General features: G+C 63.1%; 10 protein-coding genes. All 10 read right to left on the minus strand.

Translation table 11 applies throughout. The features are described from left to right. Window position 1: 1 nt before the first annotated feature. Genes QF043_RS10700 through QF043_RS10745 form a run of 10 tightly spaced genes read right to left on the minus strand, consistent with a single transcriptional unit; the run spans window position 2 to window position 12,696 of the window. Window positions 2–1,810 (minus strand): hypothetical protein, encoded by a 1,809-nt coding sequence (locus QF043_RS10700; RefSeq protein WP_307418443.1) that lies wholly within the window; start codon window positions 1,808–1,810, stop codon window positions 2–4. 3 nt (window positions 1,811–1,813) lie between these two features. Beyond that, window positions 1,814–3,100, minus strand: a complete 1,287-nt coding sequence (locus QF043_RS10705; RefSeq protein WP_307418444.1) for a hypothetical protein — start codon at window positions 3,098–3,100, stop codon at window positions 1,814–1,816. Window positions 3,101–3,111: 11 nt separating this feature from the next. After that, a complete protein-coding gene (locus tag QF043_RS10710; RefSeq protein ID WP_307418445.1) occupies window positions 3,112–4,035 on the minus strand; it encodes a hypothetical protein in 924 nt (307 codons plus the stop codon). A gap of 59 nt (window positions 4,036–4,094) precedes the next feature. Next, window positions 4,095–6,458: a hypothetical protein gene (locus tag QF043_RS10715; RefSeq protein ID WP_307418446.1), complete on the minus strand. Its 2,364-nt coding sequence runs from the start codon at window positions 6,456–6,458 to the stop codon at window positions 4,095–4,097. 10 nt (window positions 6,459–6,468) lie between these two features. After that, a complete protein-coding gene (locus tag QF043_RS10720; protein WP_307418447.1) occupies window positions 6,469–7,608 on the minus strand; it encodes a hypothetical protein in 1,140 nt (379 codons plus the stop codon). Further along, window positions 7,587–9,023: an alkaline phosphatase family protein gene (locus tag QF043_RS10725; RefSeq protein ID WP_307421359.1), complete on the minus strand. Its 1,437-nt coding sequence runs from the start codon at window positions 9,021–9,023 to the stop codon at window positions 7,587–7,589. Before QF043_RS10725 ends, QF043_RS10720 begins: the two co-directional genes overlap by 22 nt. After that, window positions 9,013–10,233, minus strand: coding sequence for a metabolite traffic protein EboE (gene eboE / locus QF043_RS10730; protein WP_307418448.1), 1,221 nt, complete (start codon window positions 10,231–10,233; stop codon window positions 9,013–9,015). The genes QF043_RS10725 and eboE overlap by 11 nt, the downstream gene beginning before the upstream one ends. Beyond that, window positions 10,230–11,114, minus strand: a complete 885-nt coding sequence (locus tag QF043_RS10735; RefSeq protein ID WP_017136539.1) for a TatD family hydrolase — start codon at window positions 11,112–11,114, stop codon at window positions 10,230–10,232. Before QF043_RS10735 ends, eboE begins: the two co-directional genes overlap by 4 nt. A gap of 32 nt (window positions 11,115–11,146) precedes the next feature. Next, a complete protein-coding gene (locus QF043_RS10740; RefSeq protein ID WP_307418449.1) occupies window positions 11,147–11,830 on the minus strand; it encodes an EboA domain-containing protein in 684 nt (227 codons plus the stop codon). Continuing rightward, window positions 11,827–12,696: a UbiA family prenyltransferase gene (locus tag QF043_RS10745; protein ID WP_307421360.1), complete on the minus strand. Its 870-nt coding sequence runs from the start codon at window positions 12,694–12,696 to the stop codon at window positions 11,827–11,829. The genes QF043_RS10740 and QF043_RS10745 overlap by 4 nt, the downstream gene beginning before the upstream one ends. Window positions 12,697–12,706 lie beyond the last annotated feature (10 nt).

The following is a 12,706-nucleotide window of genomic DNA, read 5'->3' on the forward strand; positions in this document are numbered from 1 at the left end:
CCTATTGCGGCGGCTGCCATGGGCTGCCGGTGAGGTAGGCGCGCAACAATGCCCGTTGGGCCGGCGACATCGAGCGCACGACCGGCATGAACAGCGTGGTGCCTTTATAGGCGTCCGAGGTGCGCGCCAAAATCGCGTTTTTCGCGGCCATGATCGCGTCGGGCTGGTTGAGCGGCACATAACGCGACATGGCGGGGAAGGCCAGGTAGTGAAAGCGCAGCACGTTCGGGTAAACCTGGGCCCAGGTGATGGTGCTGCCCTTGGCGATGCCGAAATCGGTCTGGGCGTATTTGCGCAGGTTGGTAAAGAAGGCGCCATCGCCCACGCCATTGGCGGTGCAGGTCAGCGCGACAAAACCGGCCTGGCCGGCGCTGCCGCTTTTGAGCGTGACCGGAAAACTTACTGTCTGTTGCCCGGCATTCACGGTCAGCGAAGGGGGGAAGTTGAGAAAGTCAAAGTACTGCTTTTGACCGTAAACCCCCGGCGCGCTGGCTGCGAGGCTCACCTGGGTGGCGCTGGGCACCGGTCCGCCCAGGTAGCTGACCCGTAAGGTAATGGTCAGGCCATTGGGGTAATCCTCCAGGTACACATTGCGCTGGTCGGCAGACACCCGGTACGTCGCTTCGGTGGCGTTGAGTTTTTTACCGTTCACTGCATTGGGCGCAGTGATGTTCAACGCGGTGGTTCGCACGGCTTGCTGTTGGCTGGTACTCAGGGGCAGGTCGACGATACCGCCGTACACATAGTAATTGACCAGCGGGCTGGCGACGGGGTTGAGCGTCGTCAGCGGCGCGGCACCGGCGGCAATGGTCACCGGCCCGTAATTGGCATTCGGCCCGATGGGGCTGGTGATGTCATCGCGCACGGCGCGGAAGGTTTGCTTGGGGATGACGTTGACCATGTCGAGGCTCAGCAAACCGTTGTTGCCCAGCGCCGCGTAGGCGGCATTGCCCGTGGCCTGGTTGACGATCTGGCGGCCCGGTTGGCAGCCCGGCAGTTCGCCGGCAAACGCCGGGGCCAGGGTGCCGATCACCCGGCCGATGCTCGGGTTCGGCGTGTATTTACCGGCGGCGTAATCGGCGTCCAACTGCGCCGTGGTCATCTGCGGGCACATCTCGAACATCACAAACCGCAAGACAATACCCGTCGCTCCCGGCGCCTGGATGATCGCCTTGAGGCCGGCGCTGTTCTGGTTCCAGCTGACGATACTGCTCAGCGGGAAGGTCAACTGGAATGTACCGCTGGCATGGAACGAGCCCGGTGCGTCCATTTTGGCCGGGTCGAGCACGCGGGTGGTCACGTCGTAACTGCTGCACACCGCATTGTTGCGGATCAGCAACTGGATATTGTCGTTGCCGCCAATTTGCACGCCGCCGACAAAGATCTGCGTGGTGGTCGAGGCGCTGGGGTCCAGGTCCACCATCATCGGGCCGGAGACCGGGCCTTGGCCGGTCACTGGGTCTACCGAACCGAGCAGGTACACCGGCTGGCCAATCATGTCGCCGGTGGTGCTGATGTTGCCCGGCACACCCTGGGAGCTGATCAAGGCATTCTGCATGTCCACCACGTGCTGGCCGTAGTGGTTCCAGCCGCCGGCCGTGTAGTAATTGCCTGCCGGCGCGTTGATCATGTTGTTCAACTGGTCATCGGTATAAGACTGCGCACCCGGCGCCAGGGTCGAGGTGGTCAGGTCAAACAGCGGCCAGTTCGGGTTGCCGTTGAATGGGATGGTCGGCGAATTGTTCGGCAAACTCACGTCCGTGCGGATGCCGCCCCAGAAATTCAGTCGTGGTCCGTTGAGGATGCTCATGGTCTATTCCTTGTCCGTGGCGTGTGGGGTGACAGGTGGGTTGGCAAATTTGAACAGGTACGAGAAGTCAGACCTGAACGGGCTCCTCACCGGCGTCGCCATGGAGTGGCAATTCATGCAGCTGCTGTTGGGCTGGATATAGCTCTCCATGGTCACGTTGGCCGACAGTGCCGGCGTCGGCTGGCCCAGCGGGTTGCTCGGGTTGTTGGGCATCAGCGGACGCTGGGTGGTGATGAGCTGGTAGTACTTCAAGACGCTGCGTTGCAGGCCGGGGTTGGCCTGGTAGTTGGCATTCACCCAGCCTGTGGCGTCGGCAATCGGCGTGACGCGGTTGAGCGGGTTCGGCGTCTTGAACGTGGTGCCGGGCTTGGGCACACAGACCAGTTGCGTGCCCTGGGTCTGCCAGTTGCACGGCGACTGGTTGAGCGTGCCAGCCGGGGCCATAGGGTTATAGTAGGAGTACGCGGTACCGGACACCGGTTGATCGACCCACTGGCCGTTGACCTTGGCCTTGGGCGGCACGTTTTCGATCTGTTCGAAGGTCGACCAGATCCACTGCGGGTAGCCATTGACCTTGGTGATGATATGCAAGCCCACCAGCCCCAGATACGCCTCGGTCACCCCGGTGCGTTGGCCCTGGTTGTTGAACGTGGCCACGCGCGCAATCTGGGTCAGGTAATGGCTGGCGTTGTCCCTGGGCGTGAGGATGCGCCAGCTCGATTTGATCTCGATCACCCCGTTGGGAAAGCTGATGTTATTGGCCCTGGACACCACATTCGCGTTGTAGAAGCGGTTGCCGACAATGTAGTTATAGGACGCCTGGTTGGCCGAGATGTCGTAGTAGGTCGGGTTGCCCGCCTGGTCGATCAGCCAGCCGCCGACCGCCTGGTCGATGGAGTTGACCAATGAACTGTTTTTCAGCGCAGCGATATTGATAATGCCCAGGCTGCGGGCCGTCAGTGGGCTGTTCCACGGCCCAGGGTTGGCGGCGCCGGGCAGGAAGATCTCACTGACGGTCTTGTAGGTTTGCCACACGGTGTAGCCCGAATCCCCAGGCTGTTTGTTGCAATTGGGCGTGCCGCGCTGCCCGTCCTGGGCCGGCCAGTTCAGGGCGACAAACATCTGCCAGCTGTATTGATCGAACTGGTCCTGCGGTGCATTGGCGGCGGGTGCGCTGGTGGGCGGCTGGCAGTTGAGCGGGTTGGCCAGCAGCGACGGCTGCGGTGCTTCGCGCGCCAGGGTCGGCAGGCTGACCAGCCCCAGCAGCATCACACTCAGTAGGGTTTTCATGATGATCTTCCTCAAGGCTTGCGCTGCATCAGTTGGTTCCACTGCGCGTTATGGCCGTTGCTCCGGGACGCCGGCGGCTCGAACAACTGGCACGGCGGCGGGTTCGACGGGCACATCGCGGCCACTTGGTCCCAGGTCTGCCTGGGGTCGGGTTTGGCGATACGGAAGTTGGTGTAGTTCTGGCTCACGATCGGCGCATTGGCCACGCTGGTGTCCCCGGAAAAGAAGAACGACTGCGGCGCGCGGTAGGGCGGTGCGCCGGTCTGGCGCTTGTTAAAGGCATAACCAAACAGGATCGGCCCCGACGGTGATTGCAGGTCCAGGGCATAGGCCTGCACGCTGGCGTTGAGGGCTTTGCTGTGCTCGGCGCTGTAGGGCAGGTGCTTGATAAAGTCCTGGCGCGGCGGGTGGTTCATCGGCGAAAACATGCAGCAGGCCGGCATGTCTTTCGGGCGGTCCTGCGGGTAAGTCAAAAAGTACGCCTTGTTGCCCAGGGACACGAACGAGCAGGTGTAGTTGTTGTTCTTGATCGGGAAGATCGGCAGGCAGTATTTCTCGTAGTGCTCCATCGTCGCACCGAAGCCGTCGCCATCCGGCGGGATATAGGTGGTGTCGTAGTAGCTCGTCCCGCGCGAGACCGTGTAGTCGGCAGGTGTGAGGGTTGAAGGCGGGTCGCTGTAGGGCGGCGGGTTTTTCGCGTAGTTGTTGATGACCCGGTACAGGGTCCAGTCGCTGATCCATTGCGCCGGGAAAAACGGATCGGACGGCTCGCCGGGCATGCGTTTGGCGATGCAGTTGCCGTTCTGCGCATTGCACCCTTCGCTGTTGTGCACACCATTGGTGAAGTACACGGCGGCGCTGTCGTCGGCGGCAAACGCGGCGGGGCTGAGCAGCACAAGCAGCAGCAACAGTCGGCTCAAAAGGCGGGTGTTCATGGGGCACTCCTGTGGGGTGCCGGGCAGCCGTGAGGCCACCCGGCGCTCCTGTGCGTGGCTTAGTGGTAGTCGCTCATGCTCAGTTGCACGGGTGGGTAGTTGCGTTTCACCAGGGCGTTCGCCCACAGCTCCAGCACGGCTCGACGGCTTTGCGGCATGTCCCGCGTGATGGGCATCGCCAGGGTGCTTTCTTCCTGATAGGGCTTGCTGATCAACACAATCAGCTGGTCCACCGCGCCCTCAATGCGCGGCAGGGAATTGAGCGGCATGTACTTGCTCATGATCGGGTACAGGTAATAGAACGGCTGGAGGATGAAGGGATAGATGAAGGTCTCCCAGATCAGCTGGCCGGCGTTCTCGCGCTGATAAATCAGGTTCCAGGCATCCACGAAGTTCTGCTGCAACTGCGGCTCCAGCGGCAGCACCCGCAGCGGCGCGAGGAAGTCGGTGAAGGCCGTGGGCAGCGGGAAGCTGAACGGGATAGCCGGGGCCTGCTGACCCTCCTGCACAAAGAAACGCAAGGTCGGAAAGCCCGGCGCCTGGGCGGTGACGGTCAGGTTGGCGATGCCGTTGGCGTCGGTCTGGATCTTCGCCAGGCTGTATTGCACCGTACTGTTAAGCGGGTCTTGCAAGGTGCCCTGCATGGCGATCGGGTTGGCGAACGTGAGCGTCGGGCTTAAGGCGACGGCGGCAGGCGTCGGCAAAAATTCCTGGTAGGTCACCGGCGTCATTTGATCGGCCGACACCGCCAGCCGCGTGGCCATCAATTGGCGGCCGGTGCCCTCGGTCACGTGACTGCGCAGCGGGGTGGCGCCTTGGAATTGCGGCCAATTGGCGCTGTTTTTAGTCGGGTTGGCCGGGTCGTTGTTAAACAGCGTGAAGTTCGCCGCGTTGCTGAAAGCCAGGTAATAATCGGTGGTACACAGCATGTAGGCATTGCCGTATTCGGCCACCCACAAGGTGGTGCCGGCAGGTGCGGGCAGGCCGTCGTATTGCACCATCACTTGCAGGGTTCTGGTGTCACCCACGTCGATAAAGCTCGCGCTTTCGACGACTTCGGCGGTCCACATCTGCTGGGTCGCGGCAATCACGGGCGTGGTGCCGGGCTGTTGCAGTTCCAGGGTGCCGGTTTGCAAGAGTGCCTGGGCGTCCAAGCCCAGCGGCAGGTCGAGGATGCCCGAGCGTTTGTCGAAGGCCGCCTGCTGATAGTCGTCATAACCAAAACTGGCCAGCGGGCTGAATTGCGTGCCCTGGCGGATGCCAATCTGGTAATTGCCGGCCTGGAATTTGGCCGCAACCGGAATGTCTGCCGTCTTGTCGATCGGGTAAAACGGGAAGGCATTGCCCAAGTCCAGCGACAAGGTGTTGTCGTGGGCCTGCGCCGAGATCACCCCGAGCTGCGCCTGGGTGGCCGTGCCCGGCGAGGTCTTGTAGATGGGCACTGCGCCCGCCGGCACCAGGCGCCTGCCGGCGGGGGCGGTGGGGAACTCATCGTCGAGCCACAGGCCCAGGGTGCCGACCGTGCGGCTATAGGCCGGGTTGAAGAAAATATCGCCGACGTTATCCAGCCCCTGTTGGTACATGGCCTGCACCTGAGCCTGGGCTGCGGCGCTGGAAGAGTGGGTGTCGATCGGCGGGTAGTTGTTGAGGATGCCGTTCTTGTCGTAGCACGTCAGGTAGGTCGAAAAACGGAACATCAAACCCTTGGCATTTTGCTGCGCCATCTGGGTTTGCAGGTTTTGCAGCAAGGCTGAATTGCCGATCACCCATTCCAGGTTTTCTTTGGGGAAACAGGTTTGCCAGGTGGTGGTCACGTAGGCCAGGCCGCCGAGGTTGGCCCAGTTGAAGTTGAGGAAACGGTCGAGCATGCGGTACTGGCGATTGAGCGTCAGGCCGCACTCGGCATTGCCCAGCACCAGCTTGTCGAAGTACAGCGCGGTGAAAGTGTTCTGCCAGGGGCTCACGTCAACAAAGCGCGCCGGTGAGCTGGGCGCACCGCCGAAGGGGTTGCCGAGCAGCTGGAAGCTCTGGTTGATCAGCGGGTCCTGGCTCACATAACCACCGCCCGGCAACTCGCCGCCGGTGATCACCGACTGGGTCTGGTTGTAGCTCACGGTGCCGCAGGCATTGTCGCCAAACAGGTTCCACTCGCCGGGGATCATCGGCGTGGTCAACTGCGCGGCGTTGCCTGGCACTTGCATCACGTAATCGGGCACGCTGGCGGGCGGCAGCGGGGCGATGGTCCAGGGCAGCAAGGTGCTGGCGGCGTTCAACGGGGTAATGTCGAAGGCCTTCAAGAACGGCCAGTTCATCTGCATTTTTACCGCATCGTACAGCGGGTACATGTCGTTGTTGTTGGCGGTCGGCGGGTTCCAGAACATATGGCCGCCCAGGTAGATACGCGGGAAATTCAAGACGCTCATGTGAGGCTCCTTAGCGTTGCCACTGGGCGCGTTTGAGCGACCAGACAAAGTCCAGTTTGTGGTAGCCGACAAAGTCGGAGGCGGGTAGCGGCGCGGTCGGGTAGACAATGCCGCCGTCTTTGTTCAAGGCGAAATTGAAGTAGCCCTGCTTGGGCGAGTAAGCGGCGGTGCCATGGCAGGCAAAGCACGAAGACTGGCTCTGGAAGGCCGATTCCAGTTGGGAGTTGGCGAGCAATGTTGGCGTGGTGTTGGATTGCACGCCGATCAATTCGTACTGCGCCAACGCCGGGTATTGCGCCTGGAAGGTGGCGTTCACCGGCTGCGCCGCCGCTGTCGGCCCGGTGCTGTTGGTCATGGGCGCGGCGGGGGCGGCGTTGGTCACCGTGTACTGGCTGTTGTTACGGTTTTCGAAGGTGGTCCACACCCAATCCGGGTTCAGCTTGTTGATCACGTGCAAGCCGCTCAGCGCCGCATAGCCGACCTGATACTGCTTGCCCTGCTGGTAGTAGGCCTGAGCAATGTAGTAACCCTGGCTGGCCAATTGTTGCTGGTAGGCCGTGTCATTACCGATCCACAGCCACGCGGCTTTCAGCTCCCAGGCGGTGGAGGGGAAGTTCAGGTCGCTGGTGAGTGCGGCCTGGCCATTCACGTTGTAGACCTTCTGCTGCAGGATGTAGTTGAAGGTGTCCTGGCCCATCAACAGTTGGAAGCGCACTGCCTGGCCTTTTTCGGCCGCCGGCACCTGGCCGCCCATTTGCAGGATCAACCCGTCCACCTGTTGTGTGGCGTTGAGGTTATGCAAGATGCGGTTGAGGTTCATGCCCATCTCCTGGGCCTGGCTCAGCACGGCGGCGGGTGGCGGGACGCTTTGGCCATAGGGCAGCGGTCGGGCGCCGTTAGGCAGGTAGACCTGGTCCGACGGTTTCAGGGTTTCCCAGACCCGGTCGGGGCTTTGCGCGCCGGCGGGCTGGTTCAGGCAGGCGAACCAGTTCCAGGCGAGGGTGTCGGGGCCTTGGGTGAAGGCGGCCCGGGTGGCGTCGATATTGCCTCCAAACTGCAAAAAGTTGCTGCAGTCGAAGGGGTTGGTGTCCTGTGCCTGGGCCAATCCAGCCAGGGCACTCAGGACCGTTATGGATAAGGCTCGCCGCATGAAAGCTCCTTGGCATTCGCCAGTTCGAGGTGAGGGCGCCCCAGGAAGTGCTCCAGGAGCAGTTGCTTGACTGCCGTCGCCGCCAGTTGCTGCGGCAACGCCAGGTCGCAATTGGTGATCAGCAGCGGGCCGGTCTGCGCGCCGGTGGGCAGGCGGCCATGGCTGCCACGGACTAGCCCCGTGTCCAGTGGGATCAGGTCCATGTAGTAGCGAAAACCGAGCTTTTTTTGCAGCAGGCGGCGCGCCACTTTGAGCTTGGGCAAGGCAATGGCCGGGTCGATAAACAGCTCGACCGGGTCGTAGCCGGGCTTGCGGTGAATGTCCACGGTGCGCGCAAAGTCCGGCGCTTTGCGTTCTTCCAGCCAGTAGTAGTAATCGAACCAGAACCCGGCAGCGGCCACGGCCACCAGCTCGCCGCTGCGTGGGTGGTCGAGCTGCCAAACGCGTTGTTCGGCCTTGTCCAGCACCTGCTCGATGCCGGGCTGGTGCTGCAACAAGGCTTTAACCCGCGGGATGTCTTGCGCGTGCTTTACGTAGACATGCGCGACCTGATGGTCCGCCACCGCAAACGCCGCGCTGGCGCCGGGGTCGAGCAATTCCCAGCTCAAGGATTGGCGCACCTGCAACAGGCCTTCGGCGCGCAGCACGCGGTTGATCGACACCGACTGCGCGACGGCTTCGATGCCGTACTCAGACAGCAGCATCACCGCCGCGCCCTGGGCCTCGGCGAAGGCCAGCAAACGCCCGACTTCGTGGTCGATGGCGCGCACTTCATCCGCAATCGACGGGTGCTCAGGCCCCACGCGCTGCAAGCTGTAATCAAGGTGCGGCAGGTAGACCAATTGCAGGTGCGGCCGGCTGATCTGGAACTCGGCCATGGCGCACTCGACAATCCAGCGGCTCGACGCGATGCCCGCCGCCGGCCCCCAAAAACCGTGGAAGGGGAACTCGCCAATCTGCGCCTCGATCTGCTCATGCAAACCGGGCGGCGACGAATACAGGCCGAACTGTTTGCGCCCGTCGGCCGGGTAATGCGGGCGCGGTGTGATGGAGGCGTCCACGTCGGCGTACATGTTGTACCACCAGAACAGCTGGCTGCAGCGAAAGCCCGGCATTTCACGCTTGAGGGTGTGCCAGACCTTTTCGCCCTGGATCAGCGCATTGGGTTGCAGCCAGAAACGCACTTCGGCCTGGTCGCGAAAGTACCAGCCATTGCCGACAATCCCATGCTGCGACGGCGGCGCGCCGGTGAGGATCGAGGCTTGCACCGTGGACGTCACGGCAGGAAACACCGGTTGCAGGCTGGCCATCTGGGCGGTCTTGAGCAGCGCGTTGATCTGCGGCGTCGCCTCACCCAGCAGCGACGGCGTCAGCCCAACCACATTGATCAGCAGCAGCGGTTGCTCAGAGCGCATCGGCATACGCCTCCTGCATCAGGGTTTGCAGCAGGTTGCGCTGGCGCAATTGGCCCTCGACCCAACGCAGCTCGGCGGCGATACCTTCAAGCTGCGCCTGTTGCGTGGTGGGCCGCAGTTGCGCGGGCAGCACGCCCCAGCTGTAGGTTTCCACCTCCAGCACCGGGCGGAACTCGGGGTGGGCGGCCAGGTAGTCGAAGGTCTGGGCCAGGGCCACCTGGCTGCCGCGCAGTTCGGGCAACAACAGGTGTTCGCTGAACAGCGGGATATGGAAGTGAATGCGCAGCTCGTTGAACCCGGCGCACGCCTGCAGGGCCGCAGGCAGGTCGGGCCAGGCCACACGGCCGCCCTGTGCATCGAGTGCCTTGACCTGGTGCAGGTAGGTGGCTTCGGCAAAGCTTGCGAGGGTGTCGAGCACGGCTTCGCGCCGGGTGGCATCGTCAGGCGGCAAGTGGCAGATCATCGCGTTGGACAGCTGGATCTTGCCCACCGGCACGCCGGCCGCACGCAGCCGGTCCAGGGATTGATAACAATCCTCGTACATCACCGCTTGGTGGCACACATCAAAACACAATGCCAGGTAGGCATGGTTCGGGTCCATGACCTGCCGGCGCTGGAAGAAGGCGAGGGTCTGCTCGGTGTTTTCCAGCACACAGTCGGGCTCCATCTCCAGGCAAAACATAATGTTCTTGCCGGTTTTGCGGTGCAGCGCGGCCAGTGCCTCCGTGAGTTGGCTGAGGTGTTCATCGGCGCGCAGTTGCTGCGCGTTGCTCCAGGTCGCGGCATAGCCCAGCGGCACCGTGGAAATCACCCCTTGGCGGCAATCGTCGGGCAGGGCGTGGGCAAGGATGTGCGCCAGGTCCAGGCTGTAAGCCAGCCGCTGCGGGTCGGCCCAGCTGGGCAAATACACCTCGGCTTTCACCTCGCCTTTGTGGAAGTCGCCATAGGGAAACCCGTTCAGTGAGGTCAGGCGCACGCCGCTCTCCTTAAGCAACTGCACAAACTGCGTGCGCGCCGAGGCGTGCTGTAATTGCGCCGCCGCCTGGGCGCAGATCCACAGGCCACTGTCTTGTTGCTCCAGCCCGCGCAAGGTGCGCACACCCTGAAAATGCTCGGTGATGGAGGCGCGCAGCGCGGCCAGGTCGCGGGCCGGGTGCACATTGCTGCAATAGCCGATCTGGCTGGCCGTCCAGCCGTTGGCGGCGCTCATTTGACCACCGGGTCCTGGCCACGCAGGGCCGAGTTTTCCTGCCATTGCTTGCGCTGGTCGATGGGCAACGGCGTGCTCACCAGTGCCTTGTCGAGCTGGCCGCTCTGGGCAAAAAAGTCCACCGGGTTATGGAACAGCACCTGTTCCACCTGGGCTTCACTGAACCCGGCCGCGAGCATCGCCTGGCCGGTCTTGGGCACCTTGAGCGGGTCGCTGATGCCCCAGTCCGCCGCGCTGTTGACCACCATTTTTTCGGTGCCGTATTCCTGCAGCAACGCGACCATGCGCTGCTCCGACATCTTGGTGTTGGGGTAGATCGAATGGCCGCGCCAGCAGTCGCTGTCGAGCACCAGCGGCAAGGTCAGCTCGTTGAGGTGGTCGATGATCACCAGGTGTTCGGCAATCCCCACTTCGCGGATCACGGCAAGGGTGCGTTTGGTGCCGCCGATCTTGTCGCGATGCGGCGTGTGCACCAGCACCGGCAGGTTGAATTGCTTGGCCAGTTCCAGTTGCGCGGCGAGGAAGCGGTCCTCTTCGGGGGTGATGTCGTCGTAGCCGATTTCACCCACCGCCACCACGCCGTCCTTGACCAGGTAACGCGGCAGAATCTCCAGCACTTCATTGGCAATCGACAGGTCATTGGCCTCCTTGGGGTTCAGGCCGATGGTGCAGAAGTGGTGGATACCGAACATGCTCGCGCGAAAGCGTTCCCAACCCAGCAGTGTGTCGAAATAGTCGACGAAACTGCCCAGGCTGGTGCGCGCCTGGCCCTGCCAGAACGCCGGCTCGATCACCCCGGTGATGCCGGCGGCGGCCATGTTCTGGTAGTCGTCGGTGGTGCGGCTGACCATATGGATATGCGGATCGAAGTACTTGAGCATGGTGAATCCTCGTCAAGGGAAGGCGATGTGCATCATTTCAGGTGGGCGTGCCATTCGGGCGGCAGGTTCAGGCCGCGCAGGCGCTGTAATTGCGCCGGGCTGAGCAGGTCAAAGGCGATGGCTTTGGGCAAGCCTGCGGATACGGTGCGCGAGGCGGCGAGCTGTTCGTCGAGCAGGTCGAGGGCGAGCTGGTTGAGGGTCACGCTGTGGTGTTGCGCCAGGTTCACCAGGCGCCCGATGTCGAGGCCCATGCCGAGCGCCTTGAGCACCAACTGGTGAAAGGCGCGTTCCGGGTAATGACGTGACGGGTAGGCGGTGTCGAGGGCGAGCGCGGCAAACACCTGCGGGTTGCTGGTGCGCCCGGCCTGCAATGCCAGTTCCAGGCACTGCCCGTCGCGGTCGAGCCAGTCGAGGGCGCTGAGCAGGGCGATTTTTTCCTGGTCATCGCCCCACAGGAACAGTTGGCGCAGCAGCGCCAGGTGAGCGTCTGCCGACGTGTGCTCCAGCGCCTTGGCCACCACCAGTGCCCGGGCTGGCGCGACAACAGCGGCAGGCAACTGGCGTTTGCACTGCCCGCTCAACAGCGCCGCCGTGGAGGGGGTCGGTTGCGCTTCAAGCTGTGCATGTGCCTGCAACCACCAATGCAGTTGCGTGGCATCCAGCTGTTGAGTGAGGCTCAAGCGAAGGTCGGCGAGATAATCCGGGCGCATGTTCATGTCGGCTTGATCCAGCGCTGAAAGTGGGGAAGCAGGAAAAACACCAGCACACACACCAGGCTGCCCAACGGCTGGTTGGCCACCGCCAGCACCAGCGCATCGAACAACGGCAGCGCGGCCAAACCTGCGCCGATAAACGCGCGCACCTGGCGCTGTTGCGGGTGGGCCAGGTGTTTCCAGTAATGCCAGCCCAACCAGCCCAGCCACAGCAGCAATACCGGCCAGAACCACAGGTTGCTGGAGTAGAACGCCAGGGTCAGCGGGCTGAGCATCAACAGCAGTGGCAGGCGGCTGATCAGTTGGTTGCGGTGCTCCTGGCGGGCCAGGTAGGTCAGGCCGCTGATGTACACGCCAAGCAGAATCGCGCACAGCCAGATCGGCTCCGGCGGCACCGCCAGGCTGGCAGCGGCGGTGAGGTACAGCGCCGAGCGGCAGGCGCCCATCAGCCACACGCTGTGCGCATATTTTTTATGCAGCAGGTTGTAGCCGAAGATGCAGCCCACCAGTAGCACCACGCCGCCGAGCAGCCAATGCGGCGTGTCGATCAGGCGGCTCAGGCCCAGCACCGCCGCTGCCGCGAGCACCAGCAGCAAGGCTGTGGCTACGCCGACTTGCTGGCGGCTGGCAAGCCCCAGGGTAATGGGGCGCGGGTTGTGGTGTTGCGCGTCCCAGTCGGCATCGAGCAGGTCATTCAAGAACATCCCGGCCAGGTACAGCAGCGATAAGGTCACCAGCAGCAGCCCCCACACCAGCGACGACGGCGGCGCCAGGGCCCCGGCGCTGCTGGCGAGCAGGGCGGCGGCCAGGGTGTTGGTCCACACCGTGGGCAGGTTGGACACGCGGCCGAGGGTCATCCAGGTTTTCATCGGGCTCATC

This window comes from Pseudomonas sp. W3I7, from assembly GCF_030816095.1.
In the GTDB taxonomy this organism is placed as follows: Bacteria; Pseudomonadota; Gammaproteobacteria; order Pseudomonadales; family Pseudomonadaceae; genus Aquipseudomonas; species Aquipseudomonas salomonii.

Excerpts from the sequence above, each read along its gene's own strand:
- QF043_RS10700 (WP_307418443.1), bottom strand. The coding sequence starts at position 1,810 with ATGAGCATCCTCAACGGACCACGACTGAATTTCTGGGGCGGCATCCGC.
- QF043_RS10705 (WP_307418444.1), bottom strand. The coding sequence starts at position 3,100 with ATGAAAACCCTACTGAGTGTGATGCTGCTGGGGCTGGTCAGCCTGCCG.
- QF043_RS10710 (WP_307418445.1), bottom strand. The coding sequence starts at position 4,035 with ATGAACACCCGCCTTTTGAGCCGACTGTTGCTGCTGCTTGTGCTGCTC.
- QF043_RS10715 (WP_307418446.1), bottom strand. The coding sequence starts at position 6,458 with ATGAGCGTCTTGAATTTCCCGCGTATCTACCTGGGCGGCCATATGTTC.
- QF043_RS10720 (WP_307418447.1), bottom strand. The coding sequence starts at position 7,608 with ATGCGGCGAGCCTTATCCATAACGGTCCTGAGTGCCCTGGCTGGATTG.
- QF043_RS10725 (WP_307421359.1), bottom strand. The coding sequence starts at position 9,023 with ATGCGCTCTGAGCAACCGCTGCTGCTGATCAATGTGGTTGGGCTGACG.
- eboE (WP_307418448.1), bottom strand. The coding sequence starts at position 10,233 with ATGAGCGCCGCCAACGGCTGGACGGCCAGCCAGATCGGCTATTGCAGC.
- QF043_RS10735 (WP_017136539.1), bottom strand. The coding sequence starts at position 11,114 with ATGCTCAAGTACTTCGATCCGCATATCCATATGGTCAGCCGCACCACC.
- QF043_RS10740 (WP_307418449.1), bottom strand. The coding sequence starts at position 11,830 with ATGAACATGCGCCCGGATTATCTCGCCGACCTTCGCTTGAGCCTCACT.
- QF043_RS10745 (WP_307421360.1), bottom strand. The coding sequence starts at position 12,696 with ATGAAAACCTGGATGACCCTCGGCCGCGTGTCCAACCTGCCCACGGTG.